The sequence below is a fragment of the Nocardioides carbamazepini genome, from assembly GCF_024614185.1.
Classification (GTDB): Bacteria; Actinomycetota; Actinomycetes; order Propionibacteriales; family Nocardioidaceae; genus Nocardioides; species Nocardioides carbamazepini.
Genome location: NZ_JAHTLF010000003.1, coordinates 311,041 through 332,015 on the forward strand (window position 1 = coordinate 311,041; position 20,975 = coordinate 332,015).

General features: G+C 68.2%; 23 protein-coding genes. 19 read left to right on the forward strand and 4 right to left on the reverse strand.

The features are described from left to right. Positions 1 to 81: 81 nt before the first annotated feature. From KVF89_RS02020 to KVF89_RS02045, 6 genes are read left to right on the forward strand one after another with little or no spacing between them, the layout of a single operon-like run. Positions 82 to 960 (forward strand): 3-hydroxyacyl-CoA dehydrogenase family protein, encoded by an 879-nt coding sequence (locus KVF89_RS02020; protein ID WP_257422898.1) that lies wholly within the window; start codon positions 82 to 84, stop codon positions 958 to 960. A gap of 11 nt (positions 961 to 971) precedes the next feature. After that, the gene (locus tag KVF89_RS02025) at positions 972 to 1,841 is read left to right on the forward strand and encodes a 3-hydroxyacyl-CoA dehydrogenase family protein (RefSeq protein ID WP_257422900.1); all 870 of its coding nucleotides are present in this window, start codon (positions 972 to 974) and stop codon (positions 1,839 to 1,841) included. Beyond that, entirely contained in the window at positions 1,838 to 2,617 is a 780-nt protein-coding gene (locus KVF89_RS02030; protein WP_257422902.1) for an enoyl-CoA hydratase-related protein, read from the forward strand. The genes KVF89_RS02025 and KVF89_RS02030 overlap by 4 nt, the downstream gene beginning before the upstream one ends. Before the next feature lie 59 nt (positions 2,618 to 2,676). After that, complete coding sequence (locus KVF89_RS02035; RefSeq protein ID WP_257422904.1) at positions 2,677 to 3,096, forward strand: MaoC/PaaZ C-terminal domain-containing protein; 420 nt, start codon at positions 2,677 to 2,679, stop codon at positions 3,094 to 3,096. Then, positions 3,093 to 4,277 (forward strand): thiolase family protein, encoded by a 1,185-nt coding sequence (locus tag KVF89_RS02040; protein ID WP_257422906.1) that lies wholly within the window; start codon positions 3,093 to 3,095, stop codon positions 4,275 to 4,277. Before KVF89_RS02035 ends, KVF89_RS02040 begins: the two co-directional genes overlap by 4 nt. Positions 4,278 to 4,307: 30 nt before the next feature. Beyond that, positions 4,308 to 5,162 carry a 3-hydroxyacyl-CoA dehydrogenase family protein gene (locus KVF89_RS02045; protein ID WP_257422909.1) on the forward strand — a complete coding sequence of 285 codons (855 nt, stop codon included), beginning with the start codon at positions 4,308 to 4,310 and terminating at the stop codon, positions 5,160 to 5,162. Between the two features lie 14 nt (positions 5,163 to 5,176). On the opposite strand, the gene KVF89_RS02050 is transcribed toward KVF89_RS02045, so the two are convergent. The 3 genes from KVF89_RS02050 to KVF89_RS02060 all read right to left on the reverse strand — a co-directional run bounded on the left by KVF89_RS02050 (position 5,177) and on the right by KVF89_RS02060 (position 6,937). Then, the gene (locus tag KVF89_RS02050; protein ID WP_257422911.1) at positions 5,177 to 5,788 is read right to left on the reverse strand and encodes a TetR/AcrR family transcriptional regulator; all 612 of its coding nucleotides are present in this window, start codon (positions 5,786 to 5,788) and stop codon (positions 5,177 to 5,179) included. Positions 5,789 to 5,821: 33 nt separating this feature from the next. Beyond that, entirely contained in the window at positions 5,822 to 6,316 is a 495-nt protein-coding gene (locus tag KVF89_RS02055) for an FCD domain-containing protein (protein WP_257422912.1), read from the reverse strand. Positions 6,317 to 6,397: 81 nt separating this feature from the next. Next, positions 6,398 to 6,937, reverse strand: a complete 540-nt coding sequence (locus KVF89_RS02060; protein ID WP_257422914.1) for a flavin reductase family protein — start codon at positions 6,935 to 6,937, stop codon at positions 6,398 to 6,400. 282 nt (positions 6,938 to 7,219) lie between these two features. On the opposite strand from KVF89_RS02060, the gene KVF89_RS02065 reads away from it, so the two are divergent. The 7 genes from KVF89_RS02065 (at position 7,220) to KVF89_RS02095 (ending at position 13,741) form a co-directional block, all read left to right on the forward strand. Further along, the gene (locus KVF89_RS02065; RefSeq protein ID WP_257422915.1) at positions 7,220 to 8,404 is read left to right on the forward strand and encodes an LLM class flavin-dependent oxidoreductase; all 1,185 of its coding nucleotides are present in this window, start codon (positions 7,220 to 7,222) and stop codon (positions 8,402 to 8,404) included. 2 nt (positions 8,405 to 8,406) lie between these two features. Further along, positions 8,407 to 9,327, forward strand: a complete 921-nt coding sequence (locus KVF89_RS02070; RefSeq protein ID WP_257422916.1) for a patatin-like phospholipase family protein — start codon at positions 8,407 to 8,409, stop codon at positions 9,325 to 9,327. Then, positions 9,321 to 10,313 (forward strand): NAD(P)H-dependent flavin oxidoreductase, encoded by a 993-nt coding sequence (locus KVF89_RS02075; protein WP_257422918.1) that lies wholly within the window; start codon positions 9,321 to 9,323, stop codon positions 10,311 to 10,313. The genes KVF89_RS02070 and KVF89_RS02075 overlap by 7 nt, the downstream gene beginning before the upstream one ends. Further along, positions 10,310 to 11,095 (forward strand): enoyl-CoA hydratase-related protein, encoded by a 786-nt coding sequence (locus KVF89_RS02080; RefSeq protein WP_257422920.1) that lies wholly within the window; start codon positions 10,310 to 10,312, stop codon positions 11,093 to 11,095. The genes KVF89_RS02075 and KVF89_RS02080 overlap by 4 nt, the downstream gene beginning before the upstream one ends. A gap of 14 nt (positions 11,096 to 11,109) precedes the next feature. Further along, positions 11,110 to 11,229: a CoA-transferase gene (locus tag KVF89_RS30325; RefSeq protein WP_257423012.1), complete on the forward strand. Its 120-nt coding sequence runs from the start codon at positions 11,110 to 11,112 to the stop codon at positions 11,227 to 11,229. Positions 11,230 to 11,448: 219 nt separating this feature from the next. Then, positions 11,449 to 11,874 carry a CoA-transferase gene (locus tag KVF89_RS02090; RefSeq protein WP_257422921.1) on the forward strand — a complete coding sequence of 142 codons (426 nt, stop codon included), beginning with the start codon at positions 11,449 to 11,451 and terminating at the stop codon, positions 11,872 to 11,874. Positions 11,875 to 12,805: 931 nt separating this feature from the next. Next, positions 12,806 to 13,741, forward strand: coding sequence for a hypothetical protein (locus KVF89_RS02095; RefSeq protein WP_257422923.1), 936 nt, complete (start codon positions 12,806 to 12,808; stop codon positions 13,739 to 13,741). Positions 13,742 to 13,802: 61 nt separating this feature from the next. Here the strand turns inward: KVF89_RS02095 and KVF89_RS02100 are convergent, their stop codons facing one another. Next, positions 13,803 to 14,351, reverse strand: coding sequence for an Lrp/AsnC family transcriptional regulator (locus KVF89_RS02100; RefSeq protein WP_257422924.1), 549 nt, complete (start codon positions 14,349 to 14,351; stop codon positions 13,803 to 13,805). Between the two features lie 184 nt (positions 14,352 to 14,535). Here KVF89_RS02100 and KVF89_RS02105 point away from each other — a divergent pair, with 184 nt between their 5' ends. The 6 genes from KVF89_RS02105 to lpdA all read left to right on the forward strand — a co-directional run bounded on the left by KVF89_RS02105 (position 14,536) and on the right by lpdA (position 20,919). After that, complete coding sequence (locus tag KVF89_RS02105; RefSeq protein WP_257422926.1) at positions 14,536 to 15,624, forward strand: Glu/Leu/Phe/Val dehydrogenase dimerization domain-containing protein; 1,089 nt, start codon at positions 14,536 to 14,538, stop codon at positions 15,622 to 15,624. Between the two features lie 93 nt (positions 15,625 to 15,717). After that, positions 15,718 to 16,821 (forward strand): thiamine pyrophosphate-dependent enzyme, encoded by a 1,104-nt coding sequence (locus KVF89_RS02110; RefSeq protein WP_257422928.1) that lies wholly within the window; start codon positions 15,718 to 15,720, stop codon positions 16,819 to 16,821. A gap of 1 nt (position 16,822) precedes the next feature. Next, positions 16,823 to 17,797, forward strand: a complete 975-nt coding sequence (locus KVF89_RS02115) for an alpha-ketoacid dehydrogenase subunit beta (RefSeq protein ID WP_257422930.1) — start codon at positions 16,823 to 16,825, stop codon at positions 17,795 to 17,797. A 12-nt stretch (positions 17,798 to 17,809) separates the two neighbouring features. Then, positions 17,810 to 19,147 carry a dihydrolipoamide acetyltransferase family protein gene (locus tag KVF89_RS30330; protein WP_257422932.1) on the forward strand — a complete coding sequence of 446 codons (1,338 nt, stop codon included), beginning with the start codon at positions 17,810 to 17,812 and terminating at the stop codon, positions 19,145 to 19,147. Next, complete coding sequence (locus KVF89_RS02125; RefSeq protein ID WP_257422934.1) at positions 19,144 to 19,467, forward strand: hypothetical protein; 324 nt, start codon at positions 19,144 to 19,146, stop codon at positions 19,465 to 19,467. The genes KVF89_RS30330 and KVF89_RS02125 overlap by 4 nt, the downstream gene beginning before the upstream one ends. Before the next feature lie 60 nt (positions 19,468 to 19,527). Further along, complete coding sequence (lpdA, locus tag KVF89_RS02130) at positions 19,528 to 20,919, forward strand: dihydrolipoyl dehydrogenase (protein WP_257422935.1); 1,392 nt, start codon at positions 19,528 to 19,530, stop codon at positions 20,917 to 20,919. The last annotated feature ends 56 nt before the right edge of the window (positions 20,920 to 20,975 follow it).

The following is a 20,975-nucleotide window of genomic DNA, read 5'->3' on the forward strand; positions in this document are numbered from 1 at the left end:
CCCACCGACCTTCGAGCCGACGGACCACGAACGATGGAGACACGCGATGACTGATCGAGCGGACGCATCGGAGCACCCGCGATGAGCGGGCTGCAGCGCACCGTCGCCGTCCTCGGTGCAGGGACCATGGGGTCGGGCATCGCGACCGTCATGGTCCGTGCCGGCCACCGGACCATCCTCTTCGACGTCTCCGAGGACGGCCTCGTGCGGGGCATCGAGACGGTCAATGGTTTCCTCGACAACAGCGCACGACTCGGCAAACTGACTGAGACCCAGGCCGCAGAGGCGAAGGCACTGCTCGTCGGCACGACCCACCTCGCCGACCTCGCCGCGAGTGACGTCGTGGTGGAGGCCGTCTGGGAGGACCTCGCGCTGAAGAAGGACGTGTTCGGGCACCTCGACGACGTGGTCTCGGACCGGACCCTGTTCCACACCAACACCTCGACCCTCTCGGTCACGGGCGTCGCCTCCGGGTCTCGTCTCCCGGAGCGGGTGGTCGGGACCCACTACTGCAACCCGGCGCCGCTCATGAAGCTCGTCGAGGTCGCCAACGGGAGGCACACGGCTTCCTGGGCCACCGAGGCCACCCTCGAGTTCATGACCTCGCTGGGCAAGACCTCGGTCATCACGAAGGACCGTCCAGGGTTCATCGTCAACCGCTTCCTCATCCCGTGGGAGAACAGCTGCATCAACGCGCTGGAAGCGGGCCTGGGATCGGTCGAGACCATCGACGCAGCCGTCCTCGGGTCGGTCGGTCACCCGATGGGACCGTTCCGTCTGCTCGACATCGTCGGCATGGACATCCACCAGCAGGTCGCGACGCGTCTGTACGAACAGCTACGCGACCCGCGCTTCTTCCCGCCGCCGATGGTCGACCGCATGGTCGCGTCGGGCGACCTCGGTCGCAAGACGGGCCGCGGATTTTACGAGTACGGCGACACGAAGCTGTTCGGATCGTGAAGGGACATGACATGGACCAGATCACCCAGGTTGGCCTGATCGGCTTCGGCACCATGGGCACCGGAATCGCCGTGGTCCTGGCCGCCTCGGGCCGGTCGGTCGTCGTGGTCGAGGCCGACCAGGATCGAGTCGATCGCGGCCGAGCTGCTGCCGAGTCCCTGTGCGAGGACCTCCTGCCTGACGGCACGGCCGCGGACCGAAAGGCGATCCTGCGCAGGATCGTGGCATCGATCGACCTGGCTCAGGTCGCGACGACCGAGCTCGTCATCGAAGCTGTGTCTGAGGACCTCGACGTCAAGAAGGCAGTCCTGGCAGATGTCGCAGACCTGGTCGGTGACGAAGTGGTGATCGCCACCGCGACCACGGCGCAGTCCATCACGGAGCTTGCTGCGGCACTCCCCAACCCGGGCCGCATCGCGGGCCTGCACTTCTTCAACCCGGTACCCCACCATCGGACCGTCGAGGTGATCCGTGGTCTGGCGACGCGCGACGACGTGGTCGACGCTCTCGTCGCCTTCGTAGCCTCGCTCGATGAGAAGGAGGCGGTCGTCGTGAAGGACAGCCCGGGATTTCTGGTGAGCTCGATGCAGTTCCCGTATCTGAACGACGTCATCCAAGCGCTCGACGACGAGCTCGCGAGCGCCGACGACCTGGATCTGGCCCTGAAGCTCGGTCTCGGCTACAAGGTCGGCCCGCTGGAGATGCTCGACGCCGCAGGGCTCGACGTACACCTGCAGGGCACCTCGGCTCTGCACGCGGCAACGGGCGACGCCCGTTACGCACCCCCACCGCTGTTGCGTCGCATGGTGGCTGCTGGTCACCTCGGGAACAAGACCGGCCACGGATTTCGCACACACGCCCCCCGGAAGGACGACGCATGACCACATACGACGACATCCTGGTGGACCGAGACGGTCCCGTCTTCACCGTCACGATCAACCGTCTGGACGCCGGCAACAAGCTGCGTCATCAGACCTGCCTGGAGATCTTCCGCGCCCTTCAGGAGTTCCGGGTCGACCCGACCCTTCGGGTGGCGATCCTGACCGGCGCGGGCGACAAGTTCTTCTGCATCGGCGGGGAGCACGACCCGATCACATCACTCGACCAGTCCCAGGTCCTGCCGATCGTGGACGTCTACCAGGCCATCGACACGATCCCCAAGGCCGTGATCGCCGCCGTCAACGGCTTCGCCGTCGGCGGGGGGAACGTACTCCACACAGTGTGCGACCTGACGATCGCCTCCGACAACGCCGTGTTCCGCCAGGTCGGCCCCTCTGTCGGCAGCTTCGATGCCGGATACGGCAGCTGGTACCTGGAGGACACGATCGGGCGCAAGCGTGCCAAGGAGATGTGGTTCCTGAACCGCAAGTACACCGCCGACCGTGCCCTGGAGATGGGCCTCGTCAACGAGGTGGTGCCCGCCGACCAGCTCCGTGCCCGGGCGCTCGAGGTCGCTCAGGACCTCGCCACCCGCAGCCCGATGGCGATCGGTGGCATGAAGGGTGCGTTCTCGGCCCGCCACAACGGAGTCTCGGGGCAGGCGAGGATGGCCCACGACCAACACCTCACGCTATACCTCCAGACGCGGGAGGCCCACGAGCTCAGCGAGGCTTTCGGAGAGCGTCGCCAGCCCGACAGCGAGACCTTCTACTCGTGAGCTCGCCCGATTCTTCTGCCGACCTGTATTTCGACGACGTCCCGGTCGGGACGTCATGGATGACGACGTCGCGCACCATCACCGAGGCAGACGTCGTCAACTTCGCCGGTCTGACCGGTGACCGGTTCCCGCTGCACACCAGCGAGGAGTTCGCACGGCAGACGCCCTTCGGTACCCGCGTCGCCCACGGCCTGGTCGGACTGACGTTCGCCCTCGGCCTGATGTGGCCGCGGACCGGACAGTTCGACCGTTCATCGATCGCCTTCCTGGGCGTGAAGGACTGGAACTTCCTGGCACCCGTCGCCTTCGGAGAGACGATTCACGTCGAGTACGAGGTGACCTCACACCGGGCATCCCGCACGAAGAGCGACCGAGGCATCGTCGAGTTCGACGTCCGTCTCGTCGATGCCAGTGGCGACGTCCTCCAGAGAGGCACCTTCGCCTTGCTCCTCTCGCGCCGCCCGGCGGACCCCGCATGACCTCTGCGCATCTGTACGCCGCCTCCCGGACGCCGTTCGGCCGGTTCGGCGGAGGGCTGGCCGGAATCCGTCCCGACGACCTCGCCGCCGCGACCCTCACCTCCTTGGTCGCGAAGGCTCCCGACCTGGACCCGGCCCTCATCAGCGACGTCTACTGGGGCAACGCGAACGGCGCTGGCGAGGAGAACCGCAACGTCGGCCGCATGGCGGTGCTCCTGGCGGGGCTCCCGACCAGCGTCCCGGCGACCACGGTCAACCGCCTGTGCGGCTCCTCCCTCGACGCCGCGATGATGGCATCGCGAGCCGTGGAGACCGGTGACGTCGAGATCGCCGTCGTCGGCGGCGTCGAGTCGATGACCCGTGCTCCGTGGGTGCTCCCCAAGCCCGCCAAGGCCTACGCGCCGGGCGACATGCAGGCGGTGTCCACCACATTGGGTTGGCGCCTGGTCAACCCGACCATGCCAGCGACCTGGACGGCGAGCCTCGGCGAGTGCAACGAGCTACTCGCCGACCGCCTCTCGATCGGTCGTGAGCGTCAGGACGCCTTCGCCGAGCGCTCGCACCGACTCGCCGCGGCCGCGTGGGACGAAGGCTTCTACGCCGACCTCGTCGCCGCGGTCCCCGGCGCACAACTGGAGCGGGACGAGAGCATCCGTCCCGGCACCACCCCCGAGTCCTTGGCTGGCCTCAAGCCGTCCTTCCGGCCCGACGGGACGATCACCGCCGGCAATGCCTCTCCGCTGAGCGACGGCGCCGCGTCACTGCTCATCGCCGCGGAGTCGGCCGCCGAGCAGATCGGTGTGGCACCGCTGGCACGAATCGCAGGCCGAGGAGTGCACGCCGTCGATCCCCAGGACTTCGGCATCGCGCCGGTGCACGCGGCGCACCGCGCGCTCGCGGCAGCCGGTGTCGGTTGGGGTGAGGTGGGTGCGGTCGAGCTCAACGAGGCCTTCGCGGTGCAGTCGATCGCTTGCGTCGACGCCTGGGACATCGATCCTGAGATTGTGAACACCAGGGGTGGTGCCATCGCCCTCGGCCATCCCCTTGGTGCGTCCGGAGCGCGGGTGCTCGGAACGCTGGCCCACCGCCTTCGTGATTCCGGTGAGCGCTGGGGCGTCGCTGGCATCTGCATCGGCGTCGGTCAGGCCCTGGCCGTCGTCCTCGAGAACACCAACGTCTGATCGATGACTGCGCGCGGTCCAGGAGAACCCATGTCCCTAGTACTTCCCCCTCACGTCGGTGTCTTCGGCGGCGGGCGCATGGGAGCCGGAATCGCCCACGCGTTCTTGCTCGCCGGCAGCCGCGTGAGCGTGATCGAGACCGACGCCGTCGCCGCCGCCGCCGCACGGCAGAGGGTGGAGTCCAGCACTGCTCAGGCTGCGACTCGCGGCCTGTTCCCCCCGGGGGGCGCAGCGGCCGTCCAGGACCGTCTGACGGTCACGGTCGATGCCGCGGCCCTCCGGGACGCCGCCTTGGTGATCGAGGCCGTACCTGAGGTACCGACGCTCAAGGCCGACGTGCTACGCATCGTCGAGGAACACGTGAACAGTGTCGCCGTCATCGCAACCAACACCAGCAGTCTGTCCGTGGACGACCTCGCGTCGGAACTGGCGGATCCCAGCAGGTTCCTCGGTCTGCACTTCTTCAACCCGGTTCCTGCGAGCGCGCTCGTCGAGATCGTCCAGGGGTCGAGGACTGGGAGCGACCTCGTGACCCGGGCCCGGGCCTGGGTCGAAGCGCTGGGGAAGACAGCGATCGTCGTCACGGATTCACCCGGATTCGCCTCGAGCCGCCTCGGAGTCGCGATCGCGATCGAGGCGATGCGGATGGTCGAGAGCGGTGTGGCCTCGGCCGAGGACATCGATCTGGCGATGACGCTCGGATACAAGCACCCCATGGGGCCGCTACGCACGACCGACGTCGTCGGGCTCGACGTGCGCCTAGCGATCGCCGACCATCTCGCGCGGGAGGTCGGCGACCACTTCACGCCTCCCCAGATCCTGCGCGACAAGGTGGAGCGGGGCGACCTGGGGCGCAAGTCCGGACGAGGGTTCTTCGACTGGTGACGGTCGTCGAGGTGCTAGCCGGTCGTCAGCAGCTGCACGGCGGCATCGCCGAACCAGTACGCGAGCTTCGATTCCGAGACGCCCTCGCGAGCTGACAGTGCTCGAACCTGCCGGGGGCCTGCGAGGTCGACAAGGATCTCGACCGCGACGTCGACGTCCGCGCTGGACATCTTCCCTTGATCGATCCCGCGACGGATCACCCCCGACCAGAGCTCTCGGATCTCGTCGTGGCAGTCAGACAGGCGCCGCGCGACGGGCTCGGACAGGTGGAGCGCATCCCGATCGGCCACGACCATCGCCTCGTGATGACCGAGCTTGAATCGTGACTGCTCCTCGATGCCCCGGCGGGCCTGCTCGACGGGGTCGTCGGCCAGAGACAAGCCGCTGGCGATGGCGTCGCGCAGGCCCAGGGTGTACGCGAGCACAACTTCATCGAGGATCTGCTGCTTGGAGTCGACGTAGTTGTACAGACTCGGTGCCTGGACGCCCAACTCGTGGCCGATGTCCTTCATGTTGGTGCCGCTGTAGCCCTGGCGAGCGAAGAGGCGGGTGGCCCCCTCCCGGACCTGCTCGACGCCGCCGGCCAGTGGTCGCCCGCGGCGGGTCTCGGGATCGGCGGTAGGCATGGAGGGGACTCTACTGGGGTGTGCGCCTGCGCCCTAGGGCGTCGTCTGCTCGTCGACGGGATGGGCGGAGTGGCGGTCGAAGAAGCGACGCTTGATGTCCGCGTGGTAGGCGCGGACAGCCTCGGCGGTCGCGTCGCGGTCACGTGCCTCCAGACCCTCCACGATGTGAAGCCGGCCCTCGCTCCATGCGGCGTGGATGTCGACGGCGCCGACGTCGGGAAGAACTTGTCGGAAGGCAGCCGAGATCTTGAGGCTCCGGAGCATGTCGAGCAGCAGGTGGTTCTCCGCGAGGCCGATCAGGACCTCGTTGAAGGGAACCACCGTGTCGGTCAGCTCGCTGAGGTCCATCACGCCGTCGGCCGTGGCCGGGTTGGGTACCGCCGCTTCGGCGACAGCGCGCAGCCTCGCGACTTGTTCGTCGCGGAGGTCGTGGACGACCATGTCGACCACGCCGAGCGAAAGGGCGCAGCGAGCGTCGAGGATCCGGGCAAGATTGCGTTCTTCCGAGGCGGTGAGTGTCGTGGTCAAGACCTTGTCTCCCCTAGGCGATGCCGAATCCTCCGATGCTAGCGGCGTGCTCCAGCACCGGCAATCAGGGGGGAGTGCGCGTCACGCGCTGGCGCGCTCGCGCACGGCCGTGCCCCAAGGGGTGAAGTCTCCGAATCCGCCCTTGAAGTAGGTGAGCGGCTCTCCGCCGGCCACACAGGCCGCGACAGCCCGGGCGATGAGGATGCGGTGAGTGCCGCCGTACGACGTGTCGACGACCTTGCATCGGACCCATCCCAGCGCACCGTCCAGCACCGGGTGCTCGCCTGGACCCGAATCGAGGGCCACGCCGTCGAACTTCGCCGACGAGCGCGAGGCGAAACGCATGGCCAGGTCGGACTGGCTGTCGCTCAGGAAGTTCACCGTGAAGTCGCCCACCTCGGCAATGGCGGTGCCGGTCTCGGAGGTGCGGTTCAGGCACACGAGAAGCATGGGCGGTTCCATCGACAACGAGCTGAAGGCACTCACCGTCGCGCCGAGCGGAACGCTGTTATGAAGAGTCGTCACGACGGTCACGCCGGTGACGAAGTGCCCCATCGCGTCGCGAAACGTGGTTTCGCTGAGGAGTTGAGTGGCGTCGGCCTGGGCAGTGATGGTGCTCATCTGTTGCTCCCTTCGCTGGTAACTAATGAACATTAGTAAAGCGCATCTGCGGCCGTGCGGCAATGGGTCACATTAGTCCGGGAGCGCCCAGCGGCAGCCGAGACGCGTGTACGCTGAGTCAGCCAGTTGACGAGGCCGTCGCCGCGTCGCGCGCGAGATCTCTGTCGCCGAGGCAACGTCCGCTGTGTTGACTAATGACTGTTCGTAAGTAACATCTTCTGATGAGACCTACTTGCGTTGGCAGGTGGGCGATTAGGCGGCAGGTGCCGCGAAGGAGGAGTCATGCAGGTAGGCGTCATGGTGACGAGCTACAACCAGCGGGACTGGGATCGTGTCCTGGCCGGGGACAACGACAAGCCCCCGGTGAACCCCGACATCCCCATCGTCGATAACAGCCTGGCGTTGGGCGCGATGGTCGAGCCCCTCGGCTATGACTCGATCTGGTGCGCCGAGCACTACGGGTCGCCGTACTCGATGCAGTCCAACCCGCTGCAGTGGTTGAGCTACTGGGCCGGTCGCACCGAGCGCATCGACATGGGCACCGCGGTCATCGTGGCTCCGTGGTGGCAGCCCGTGAAGCTGGCCCACGAGATCGCGATGCTGGACACCCTCCTGGACGGACGGCGTCTTCACCTGGGTATCGGCCGTGGTGTCGCCGCTCACGAGTACGCCGGCTTCGGCATCGATCGGGAGGAGTCGCGCGACCGGTTCCGCGAGCTCATCGAGATCCTCCGCCTGGCTGATTCCCAGGAGTCCTTCGAGTACGACGGGGAGATCTACAAGATTCCCGAGACCCAGGTCCGTCCGCAGGCGCGCAACAAGGGCAGGTTGATGGAGACGGCCAAGGCCGCTTTCAACACGCCGGCGTCGATGGACATGGCTGCCGATCTCGGTCTCGGACAGCTGTTCGTGGCTGCCGAGGGCGAGGACCAGATGATCTCGCAGGTGGCGAAGTTCAACGCGATCCGCGCGCAGAAGGGCCTCGCGCCGAACCAGCCGACCACGATGCTCTACCTACACTGCTCGACCGACGAGGAGGAGCTCGAGAAGGGCTGGCGCTACGTGGCGCAGCAGACTTGGGCGGCACGCAACCACTACGCGGTCTGGAAGACGGAGTCCTTCGCCAACACGAAGGGGTACGAGGAATACGCGGCCCGTTTCGAGCAAGACGCCGAGGTCGACGAGAACAAGGGCACGCACCGCGTGAAGCAGACCGGCCTGGTCGGCACGCCGGAGCAGATCTTCGACCAGATCGAGCGTTTGCAGAAGAGCATCAGCCTGGAGTACCTGATCGTGCACCCGGCGCACGGAGCCAAGCCGGCTCCCGAGGCGCAGGCGAGCCTGAAGCTGTTCGCCGAGGAGGTTCTCCCTGCCGTCCACGCTATGGAGACGCCGCTTCACGAGCACAACCTGGGCAAGCCCGAGGACCTCGACTTCGTCCCCAGCATCGGCGGAGCCGTCGGCTGAAGATGGCTGATCACGGAGGATCCACGACAAGCCGGACGAGCCGAGCACTGGTACTCGGAGGGGGTGGTGTCACCGGCATCGCGTGGGAGACGGGATTCCTTGCCGGGATGACCGAGCTCGGGCTCGATCCCCTCGCGGCCGATCTCGTCGTGGGTACTTCGGCCGGGGCGACCGTCGCGGCCCAGGTCACCAGTGGTGTTGCCATCGATGCTCTCCTGGCCGCACAGATCGATCCCGACGGAGGCGCGGAGCCGCCACCGACGGTCGACCTGAGATCGGTGCTGGACGAGATCGACGAGCTGCTGGCCTCGAGCAACGACCCCCTCGAAGCACGACAGCGTGTCGGCCAGTTCGCGCTCGCGTCGAGCGTGCCGTCCGAGGCGTATCGGCTCGATATCATCCGCCGCCGCCTGCCGGACCATGAGTGGCCATCGGTGCGGCTGATCATCACCGCGGTCGATGCCGCCACGGGTGCGCTGGTCGAACTCGACCGCTCCAGTGGCCTCGCGCTGGTGGACGCGGTGGCGGCGAGCTGCGCGATCCCGGGAGTCTGGCCCGCGGTCACCGACGGCGGGCGGCGTCTGATGGACGGCGGCATCCGCACGGGGTCGAACGCCGACCTCGCCCACGGGCACGACCGGGTCCTGGTGCTCGAACCGTTCGGGCGGTCGTCCCTGCCATCCGACTTCGTGCCGCTTGCGTCGGAAGCGGTCCTCGTCGTCGAACCCGATCTTGAGTACCGAGAGGTCGCACCCAACGCCCTCGACCCGGCGGCGCGGCCACGAGCCGCCCAGATCGGGCGTGCTCATGCGCACCGAGAAGCCGCCCGCATGGCCCCCTTCTGGGACGTCGGCAAACCGACCAACATCTCTGCAGCGCCGTCCGGCGCCTCCATGAAAGGACCAAGGACGCCACGATGGTGACGACCCGATTCACCGAGACCTTCGGTGTCACACACCCCGTCGTCCAGGGCGGCATGCAGTGGGTCGGCACCGCCGACCTTGCCGCAGCGGTCTCGAACGGAGGGGGCCTTGGGCTCATCACGGGCCTGACTCAGCCGACTCCGGAGGCGCTCACGAACGAGATCGCGCGGTGTCGAGAGCTGACGGACCAGCCGTTCGGGGTCAACCTGACGATCTTGCCGACGATCACGCCGGTGCCCTATGACGAGTACCGCGACGCCATCGTCGAGTCCGGAGTGCGGATCGTAGAGACCGCGGGGTCCAACCCCGAGCCCCACATGCCGTACTTCCGCGAGCACGGCGTGAAGGTCATTCACAAGTGCACGAGCGTCCGCCATGCCATGAAGGCCGAGCGCGTAGGCGTCGATGCCGTCAGCATCGATGGTTTCGAGTGTGCCGGCCACCCAGGCGAGGACGATATCCCTGGACTCGTTCTGATCCCGGCAGCCGCCGCTCAGCTCTCGATCCCGATGATCGCCTCTGGCGGCTTCGCGGACGGACGCGGCTTGGCTGCTGCCATCGCGCTTGGAGCCGACGGCATCAACATGGGCACACGCTTCCTGTGCACCACGGAGTCGCCGGTCCACCCTCTGGTGAAGCAGAGGATCGTCGAAGCGACCGAGCTCGACACCGAGCTGATCTTCCGTCCGCTGCGCAACACGTCGCGGGTCGCCTCGAATGCCGTCAGTCGCGAGGCCGTCCAGATCCTCGACGCGGGCGGTTCGTTCGAGGACGTGCGACACCTGGTCAATGGGCAGCGTGGGCGCGGGGTTTACGAATCGGGCGACATCGAGGCGGGGGTGTGGTCGGTCGGCCTCGTGCAGGGGCTCATCCGCGACATCCCATCGGCGACCGAGCTCGTCGGTCGGATCGTCGCCGAGGCCGAGGCGGTCGTGCGGGATCGTCTGTCGAGCTTCGTCTCCGCGGATGCCAGGTCGCTCTCGTGACCGCGAGCGCCGACGAAGTCACCGTCCGTCGGGACGGCGGGGTGGTCACGATCGAGCTCTCGGCTCCACAGCGGCTGAATGCCGTCAGCTCCGTGATGCTGGACCAGCTCCGGTCGAACCTCGCCAAGGCCGACGCCGACCCGACGGTGCGCGTCGTGGTGGTCACGGGAGCTGGGAAGGCTTTCTGTTCGGGTGCTCACCTGCAGCTGGACGTCCACCGCGAGAGCGACGCTCCGGACACCTCGACCTTGGCGTCAGCCAACCAGGTGGTCACGACGCTGACGGGTATGCAGACCATCGTCATTTGTGGGCTGAACGGTCCCGCGGCGGGCGTAGGCGTCTCGATCGCGCTGGCCTGTGATCTGGTCCTGGCGAGTGAGGACGCCTACTTCCTGTTGGCGTTCACTCGCATCGGTCTGATGCCGGACGGCGGGGCGACGGCAGTCGTGGCGGCATCCGTCGGCCGCAGCAGGGCGCTGCAGCTGGCGCTCCTGGCCGATCGTCTCTCGGCGTCAGAGGCTGAGAGGGTGGGCCTGGTCTGGAGCACCCATCCGCCCGAAGAGCTCGCTGGCGCGGTGACCCAACTGGCAGACCGGATTGCTGCCGGACCTGTTGCGGCGCTCGGCATGACGAAACGAGCCGTCAACGCAGCGACCCTCGGCGGTCTCGACGACGCCCTGCGCCGGGAGTGGGACGGGCAGCTCGTCTTGTTGGTGGGACCCGAGTTCGCCGAAGGGGTCGACGCGTTCCTCGGCCGGCGGCCCGCTGACTTCGCACAGTGACCGTCGGGGACGCCGTGCCTCTCGGCAGGCAGGTCCGGACCCATAGCAGTCCGGAGTCGGCGGTCTCGGCCGTACGCGATGGGGACACCGTGCTGGTCGGTGGTTACGGGATGGCCGGCATGCCGTCACCTTGATCGACGCGCTGATAGGCGCCGGTCCGACCCACCTGACAATCACATCCAACAACGCCGGCAACGGCGACACCGGACTGCTGCACTGCTCAAGGCCGGACGGGGTCCGCAACTCGTCTGCTCGTTCCCACGCCAACACGACTCGCACGTATTCCACGACCTGTGTTTCTCTGGGCAGGTCGAAGTCGAACTTGTGGCGCAGAGGAACGCCCGTGGAAACGTATGCGCGCTGCCGACATTGCCGGTTTGTTTACCCCCACGGGCGTCGGGACCCTGCTGGCCGAGGGCAAGGAGACCCGCACGATTGACGGACGCGACTACGTGCTCGAGCTGCCGATCCGCCGCGACGTCGCCCTGATCACCGCCCACCGGTCCGACCGAATGGGCAAACTCGTTCACCGCAAGGCCGCCCGCAACTTCGACCCGTCATGGCCACCACCGCGACCACGACGATCGTCGAGGTCAGCCGTGGCGTCGAGACCGGTGCCATCGACCCCGAGAACGTCATCATCTACGGACCGCTCGGCCCTTGTCGGGGCGAGCCACCGCATGAGTTTTGCCCCTATGTCAACGTCCGGTGTTCCAGGCCGGGGAACACGACCTGCAGGTGTGCGCGGATCTGGCTGGCTGTCAGATGTGCCAGATTGAGTGAGGCGCCGCCGCCTCCTCAATGCGACAGGACATTATCGCGAACGAAAGCGATCTGGTCGCAGCCTTGCTGTAGCCATTGAGAAGGCCCATTCCCACAGACCATGAGCGTGTCGGCCGGTCGAAACCTGAGGAGAAGCCGGCGGCATTGCCGCGGCCGTGAGGCTGAACGGGCTGCGCTTCTCTTGAACCAGATCGACGAGGACGACCTTCCCGTCCTGCGACGGAGACTCCGCGAGACGTTTCGACCAGACAGGTCCGCCTGTCGCCGACTACCGTGGCAGTGACACCGCTAGATGCTCATTCAACTGAACAATGGCTGGTGCACCCCCCTTGGGAGCACGGACCCGGGGTAACGGGAGTCAACCGGAGGCAGCGGGACACCGGTTTCACGCTCAGAACTACCATCCAAGCGTGATCCAGCGGGGCGTCCCCACGGTTTAACTCCCCCCTCGCGCAGCTCGGGCGACGCCCAGTTTGGTGCTTGGGAAGGAGCGATAACGTCGAATGCTTGGGCCAGGTGCGCACCAGGGGTGCACCGGCAAGCAGGCGCTAGATAGCGGCGCCGGATGCCTGGCTCAAGAACGGCTCATTAACCTCGCCGATCGACCTCGAAGACGACCGATCGCGACTCGTCCCGCCAGACGCCGTCACTGGTCCAGGAGTATGCTCTGACCTGCTGCTTTCAAGCATCATGACGTCGGCTGTAGGCGTGCTGAGTCGGCGTCGGACCCCTCGCCATCAATCTACGGATCAGAAGGTTTGGGGTTCGAATCCCTACAGGCGCGCAAGAGTCTTCGCAGGTCAGGCCCGGGTCCCGGGCCTGACCTGCTGGCATTTCGTGGGTCGCGAGCGGCTCGACGCGGCGCGCGTCGCGAGGGGTGTCTCAGGTCGCTTGACATCGCTCGACACCCGACGGCTACCGTGGCGCATGGATGTCGACGCTGACTCCCCTGCCGAGGCGCTGCGCGACCTCACGCGATTCTCGGTCGGCTCGGCGGTGTGGCTGGGGTTGGTGGGGATCGGCGGGTTCGTCTACGCGGCCACGCTCGGCACGAGCGACCGGGACCAGGTGCGATTCGTCGGTCTCGCCGTCGGGACGGGCTTCGTGCTCGTCTCGCTGGGATTCCTGGCCGCGCTCCTCAGGGCGTGGCGGAGAGACGTGAGAGCGGCGCCGCTCGTCGCCGGTGATCGCCCTGAGTGCGCGAGTGGTGGGGCGGCGATGTTCTACGAGGGCTACGTCTCCCTGGTGAGCGTGGTGGTGGCCGTGGCGGTCGCGGTGTTCGGCATCGTGTTCGTGCCCGCCGCCGCCGATGGAGCGGCGTGGGGCTGGTTCACCCCGGTGCTCATGGGGGTGGTGGCCGTCAGCTCCGCGCTGTTCGTGCGGTGGCGCGGCAATGAGTACGTCGGCGTCCACCCGGAGGGGATCCGGATGATCCGCCGCGGGAGACTCGAGACCGCGCCCTGGGCCAGGGTGCTGTACTTCGAGAGCGGGCAGGTCGGGATCGAGGGACGGCCGGACCGGGCCGGTGTGAGTGACGAGGTCGAGACGCGCATCCGCGAGCTGGCCGTCGCGGCCGGACTCGCCACGTTCGACGAGCGCCTACGCGCGGGCGAGTCGATCGACCTGGGCGCCGTGACCCTCCAGCCACAGGTGTTGCTGCTCGAGGGTGAGCCGATGAGGTGGGACGAGATCGACTCGGTCACCTACGAGCACGACGGAGAGAACAACTGGACCCATGTGCTGGTCCGCGGTCGGCGGCGCCGGCACCGCGCCAAGGTGAGGGAGTCGGGGATCGCCAACTTCCCCGTCTTCGAGGAAGCGCTCCGCACGTACACGGGACTGCGGGTCTTCGACCCCCGATGAGCGCGATGGCGTGATGTCGCGCGAGGGTCGGCGCGCAACCGCCGGGCCGATGGACATCGCGCTACGTCGTACGTCCTCGGCTTCGGCTTCGGCTTCGAGGAGCCTCGGACGCCGGCGCCGGCGTCGAGCGGCCCCAGCCGGTGTCCTCGGTCAGCTTGTGCAGCAGTGGTTGGACGCGAAAGGGCACGGGGGTCGCGACGGAGAAGGTCGAGTTCGTCTTGCGGACCCCGTCGATCGCGACGATGGATGCCGTCAGGACCTGGAGCGCCTCCAGCGAGCTGATGGCCACGTGGACCAAGATGTCCTCCCGTCCCGCCTGGATCTTCACCTCGATCACTTCGGGGAGCTGGGCCAGTCCGTGCACGATCGGTCCGAGCAGGCGTTGGTCGAGCTCGACGCTGACCAACGCCTGGACCGGCATCCCGATCGCGGCGAGGTCGATCACCGGCCTGAAGCCCTTCAAGATCCCTTGGTCGACCAGTCGGCTCATCCGCAGCTGGATGGTGTTGCGGCTGACGCTCAACCGCTCCGCCATCTCCGCGACGCCCGCGCGGGCGTCGTCCGTCAGCAGCCGCAGAATCTCGGCGTCCAGTCGATCGATCGTTGGCATCGTGACAGTCTCCGCATTCGTCCCGGGTCGTTAGCAACACACTATGCGCAGTTGTCTTGCATTCTGTTGACCAACTGAGCGGCAGTAGGCGATTCTTCTCATCGAAATGACCAGCGCGATCCGCTGGGACTCACCGGACGGCCAGCCACAAGCCATGCCGTCACCTTCGAAGAGAGCTTCAGCCATGAGCACAGAAGTACGAGATCGACAGGTTCAGCGACTCGGGGTCTTCGACCGCGATGACGACCTCCGGGACGCCGAGCACGAGCAGGTCGTGTTCTGCCGGGATCGGCGCACCGGACTGCGCGCCATCATCGCGCTGCACGACACCACGCTCGGGCCGGGCCTCGGCGGCACGCGGTTCTTCCCCTACCGGCACGAGTCCGACGCCATCACGGACGTGCTCCGTCTCTCCGAGGGCATGACCCGCAAGGCGGCTGTCGCCGGCATGCCTCTCGGGGGAGCCAAGGCCGTCATCATCGGTGACCCTGCGACAGACCGGTCGGAGGAGCTGCTCGAGGCGTACGGCAGGTTCGTCGAGTCGTTGGGCGGGCGCTACTACACGGCAGCAGACGTCGGCACGACCACCGACGATCTCGACGTGATCGGTCGCACCAGCCGCTACGTGGTCGGGCGAAGTGTCGGCGCTGGAGGCTCGGGAGACAGCGGCTACTCGACGGCACTCGGCGTGTTCAGCGCCATGCAGGCAGCCGCAACCGCGACCTGGGCCGAGAGCGGCATCGCCGGCAGGCGAGTCGGGGTCGAGGGTGTCGGGAAGGTGGGACGCCACCTCGTCGACATGCTCCTCGACGCCGGCGCGCGGGTCGTGGTCTGTGATCCGCGCCCCGACGCTCTCGACAGCATCGGCGCGCGATCTGCGGCAGTGGAGCGGGTCTCGTCGGTTCTGGTCGAGGACCTCGACGTCTACGCGCCGTGTGCGCTCGGAGCCAGCCTCACGCCGCAGACGGTGGCGACGCTCTCCGCTCGCGTCGTGTGCGGCGCGGCCAACAACCAGCTGCTCCACCGCGACGTCGCGGAGCTGCTCCGACGGCGATCGATCCAGTGGGTGCCCGACTACGTCGCCAACGCCGGGGGCCTGATCCAGGTGGGCAGCGAGCTGACCGGTGCCACCCGCGACGAGGTCGAGAGCAAGGTGCGACACGTCGCGGACACCACCCGCGAGATCCTCCACCTCGCGGGCGACCAGGACGTGACCACCTGGGAGGCGGCCCGGCGCATCGTCGCCGGTCGCCTGGAAGCGGCGCGGGCCTGACCCGACCTGCCCTGTCCGCACACTCCGACAGGAGAAGCAATGACACTCACCGTGAGTCTGCCCGCCGCTGACCGCGACCCGGAAGGAGGCGCCGTGTCCACTGCCCTCGCCACCGTGCTCGGCGCTCGCCAGGACGACCCTCGTTCCGTCCCACCCTTCCAGCTGATCGACGAGGACGGAGAGCCGACCGCGCTCGGTGTCAGCATCGGGATCGACCTGAACCTCGCTCAGGAGATGCATGCCGACATGGTGCTCGCGCGCCGTCTCGACTCGGAGGCGCTCGCGCTGCAGCGCCAGGGGGAGCTGCACCTGTGGCTGATGAGCTGGGGCCAGGAGGCCGCACAGGTCGGCTCGGTCCGCGCCGTCCGCGACTCCGACATGATCTTCCCGAGCTACCGAGAGCACGCCGTCGCCCTGTGCCGGCGGATCGCCCCCGCCGACATCATGCGTCAGTGGCGCGGCGTGTCCCACTCGGGCTGGGATCCCGCCGAGTCGAAGGTGCACATCAACTCCCTGGTACTCGGGACCCAGACCCTGCACGCGACCGGCTACGCCGCCGGCGTCCGCATGGACCGGTCCGACGACGTGGTCCTCACCTACTTCGGTGACGGGTCGGCGAGCCAGGGAGACGTCAACGAGGCACTCAACTGGGCCGCCGCCGGCTCGCTGCCGGTCCTCTTCTTCTGCCAGAACAACCAGTGGGCCATCTCGACGCCGACGCACACCCAGATGCGGACCCCGCTCCACGTTCGCGCAGCAGGCTTCGGAGTGACGGGGTACCACGTCGACGGCAACGACGCCATGGCCGTGCACGCGGTGACGCAGTACGCCGCGGAGCAGGTGCGCGGTGGAGCGGGCCCGGCGCTGATCGAGGCGCAGACCTACCGGCTCGCCGGTCACTCCAGCTCGGACGACCCCAAGCGCTATCGCACCGAGGACGACCTGGCCGCGTGGCTGAAGAAGGATCCCATCGTCCGGCTCGAGCGCTTCCTGCGCCGAGCAGGGGTGGAGGACGCTCACTTCGAGGATCTCGCCGCGCGCGAGGAGGCCTTCGCCGCGACGGTCCGTGAACAGTGCAAGGCACTGCGCGGAGACGACCTCGCCGCGGTGTTCGACCAGACCTATGCCGAGGCCCATCCCGTCATGGACCGCGAGAAGGCCGAGTTCCTCGGCCGTCGAGACCGGACGGTGGCTTGAGATGACGACGACGTACTCGCTCGGCGCCGCGATCAACGCCGGTCTCCGCGCGGCCATGGCAGGTGACGACAAGGTCGTCGTGATGGGGGAGGACGTCGGCACCCTCGGCGGCGTCTTCCGGGTGACCGACGGCCTGGTCGGCGAGTTCGGAGCCGACCGCGTCGTCGACACCCCCCTCGCCGAGTCCGGCATCGTCGGTACCGCCATCGGCCTGGCGTTGCGCGGCTACCGACCCGTCTGCGAGATCCAGTTCGACGGGTTCGTCTATCCCGCGTTCGACCAGATCGTCAGCCAGCTCGCCAAGATGCGTGCCCGCTCGCGGGGCCGGCTCTCGCTGCCGGTGGTGATCCGCATTCCCGTGGGGGGTGGCATCGGTGCGGTGGAGCACCACTCCGAGTCGAACGAGGCCTACTTCGCGCACACCGCCGGACTGCGCGTGGTCTCCTGCTCGAACCCCGACGATGCCTTCCACATGATCCAGCAGGCCATCGCCTCCGACGACCCTGTCATCTTCTACGAGCCCAAGCGCCGCTACTGGGACAAGGGCGAGGTCTCGACCGAGCCGACGCGCTCGCTGCACGAGGCAGCCGTGCTCCGCGAGGGCAGCGACTGCACGCTGGTGGCGCACGGACCGACCGTGGCCACCGCGCTCGCTGCCGCGGATGCGGCACGGGAGGACGGGTTCTCCATCGGAGTCGTCGACCTCCGGTCGCTCTCGCCGCTCGACGTCCCCACGCTCCGCAAGGTGGCTGCCGAGTCCCACCGCATGGTCGTGGTCCACGAGGCCTCGACCTTCCTCGGCATCGGCGCCGAGATCGCGGCGACCGTCACCGAGTCCTGCTTCTACGACCTCGAGGCCCCCGTGCTCCGGGTCGGCGCCTACAACCTGCCGTACCCGCCCGCGCACATGGAGAACGACTTCCTGCCGGACATCGACCGCGTGCTCGAGGCCGTCGAGACCAGCCTCAACTTCTAGGAGACCCGCACCGTGTTCGACTTCAAGCTCCCCGACGTCGGCGAAGGACTGACCGAGGCGGACATCCTGGCGTGGCACGTCAGCGTCGGTGACGTCGTCGAGGTCAACCAGACGCTCGTCGAGATCGAGACCGCGAAGTCGGTCGTGGAGCTGCCGTCCCCGGCGGCCGGCACCGTGACGGCACTGCACGTCGAGGTCGGTCGGACCGTCCCCGTGGGCACGGTCATCGTCAGCATCGCCGACCATGCCGAGACCGAGCCGACGAGCACCCCGCCCGTCGCGCCGGCGCAGCAGGGACAGGGTGGTGCCGACGGCGAGGACGAACAGCCACTCGTGCTGGTGGGCACGGGGCCCGCGCCCGCCGTCGCGCGGACCCGGCGCCTGTCGCGTCGGGCGGACGCCCCCACCACGACGCCGACCTCGGCGAACGTCGCGCCCACGGCGAACGTCGAGCTCACGACGTACGTCGCGGGCGCGCCGCGCGCCAAGCCGCCCGTGCGGCTCCTCGCCCGCCAGCTGGGCGTCGAGCTGGCGTCGGTGACCCCGTCACACGGGGACGTCATCTCCCGCAGCGACGTCGAAGCAGCTGCCGCCACCGCCCGCGATGCGCCGGACGGAGCGCAGGCGACGAGCCGTCCCACGGATCCGGATCGGGAGGTCCGCACGGCGATCAGGGGCGTGCGCAAGGCGACCGCTGCGGCGATGACGGCGTCGGCGTTCACCGCGCCCCACGTCACGGAGTTCCTGACGGTCGATGTCACCGAGACCATGAACCTGCTCGCGCGCCTCAAGGCCGACCGGCGCTGGACCGGCGTCCGCCTGACGCCGCTGGTGCTCGTCGCCCGAGCGCTCCTGCTCACCATTCGCACGTACCCCGGCATCAACGCGCGCTGGGACGAGGGCGCGCAGGAGATCGTGGAGCCGCGGTATGTGAACCTCGGGCTGGCCGCCGCCACCCCTCGTGGCCTCATCGTCCCGAACGTCAAGGACGCCGACCGGATGGCCCTCCGCGAGCTTGCCGACGCGATCGAGGCCCTCGTCACCACGGCTCGCGCCGGCAAGACCTCACCGGAGCAGATGGCGCGCGGCACCATCACCATCACCAACATCGGCGCCCTCGGTGTGGACGCCGGAACGCCGATCCTCAACCCGGGCGAGGCCGCCATCCTCGCCTTCGGCAACGTCCGCGACATGCCATGGGTCGTCGACGGCCGGATCGAGGTCCGCAAGGTCACCCAGCTCGCGTTGTCCTTCGACCATCGCCTGGTCGACGGAGAGCTCGGCTCGAACGTCCTGGCGACGCTGGGCCGGCTGCTCGCCGACCCCAGTGAGGCCTTCGCACTGGCATGAGCCCGGGAGTGACGCTCGCCCATCCGGGCGAAGGAGTGGCGGGGCTGGTCGTGCTGACGGTCTATGCGCGTGCCGACCTGGCGGTGTGCTCACGGGTGCTGCAGACGTTCACCGTCCGTCAGTTCGCCGTGGAGCGGCTCGTCGCGGACCTCAGCAGGTTCGACCATCGCGCGGTGAAGGGCCTCGAGGACGTCCGCGGACCCGTGATGCGGATCGCCCTCGTCCTCTCCCTCCAGCGTGAGGACGACCTCGAGCGTGCAGGCAAGCTGCTCAACCGGGTCGTGGACGTCTACAAGGTCGAGCAGACCTTCAAGGCGTGAGGACTGAGCACCGCGCGCCCCCGCTGCCCTGCACGCCGCCATCAGCTTGAGAGGCAAGCCATGACCACCACCACGTTCGACATCGTCATCCTGGGCGGAGGCAGCGGCGGATATGCGACCGCCCTCCGCGCGAGCCAGCTCGGCATGAGCGTCGCGCTCATCGAGAAGGACCGGCTGGGCGGCACCTGCCTGCACAACGGTTGCATCCCGACCAAGGCGCTCCTGCACGCCGCCGAGGTCGCGGACGCGGCGCGCGAGGCGAGGACGTTCGGCGTCCGGGCAACCTTGGACGGCATCGACATGCCCGGAGTCCACGCGTACAAGGATGCTGTCGTCCATCGGCTGCACAAGGGTCTGCGGGGGCTGATCGAGTCCGCCGGCGTCGCGATCGTCGAGGGTGACGGTCGCCTCGCCCAGACCCTTCCCGAGGGCGGAGGCATCATCGACGTGAGCGGCGATCGGTATCAAGGCCGCAGCCTGGTCCTCGCGACCGGTTCCGCTGCGCGCAGCGTTCCCGGGCTGGAGATCGGAGGACGAGTGCTCACCTCCGACGAAGCACTTCGACTGCCCGAGGTGCCTCAGCGTGCCGTGGTCGTCGGCGGATCGGTGATCGGCGTCGAGTTCGCCAGCCTGTGGCGCTCGTTCGGTGCCGAAGTGACGGTGGTTGAAGCACTGCCGACGCTGGTGCCACTGGAGGACCCTTCGCTCTCCAAGCAACTCGAACGAGCGTTTCGCAAGCGCGGCATCGCCTTCCGGACCGGGACCCGGCTCACGGGCGTCGTACAGTCCGAGAGCGCGGCGACGGTCACCCTGGACGACGGCTCGACCCTCGACGCCGACGTCGTGCTGGTCGCCGTGGGCCGCGCGCCGCGCACGGAGGGGCTCGGGTACGCCGAGGGCGGAGTTCGGCTCGACCGTGGCTGGGTCGTGACCGACGAGCGTCTCGCGACCACCGTCAAGGGTGTCTATGCCGTTGGTGATCTCGTGCCGGGCCTGCAGCTGGCACACCGCGGCTTCGCCCACGGCATCTTCGTCGCGGAGGAGATCGCCGGCCTGACTCCGCAACCGGTCCGCGACGTGACCATCCCCCGGGTCACCTACTGCGAGCCGGAGCTCGCGAGCGTGGGACTCACCGAGCCGCAGGCTCGCGACCAGTACGGTCAGGACGCCATCGAGGTCGTCGACTACAACCTGGGCGGCAACGGCAGGAGCCAGGTCCTGCGGACCGCCGGCAGCGCCAAGCTGGTCCGCGTGCGGAACGGGCCGGTCGTCGGTGTCCACCTGATCGGCAGCCGGATGGGCGAACAGATCGGCGAAGCAGCGCTCATCGTCGGGTGGGAGGCACACCCCGAGGACGTCGCTGCCCTGATCCACGCTCATCCCACCCAGAACGAGGCGCTGGGTGAAGCGGCCCTGGTGCTCGCGGGCAAGCCTCTGCACGCCCACGCCTGAGCGTCCCGCCCGCCGACGGACGGCAGTGACCCCGGATGAGGGCGAGCCGCTCGTGC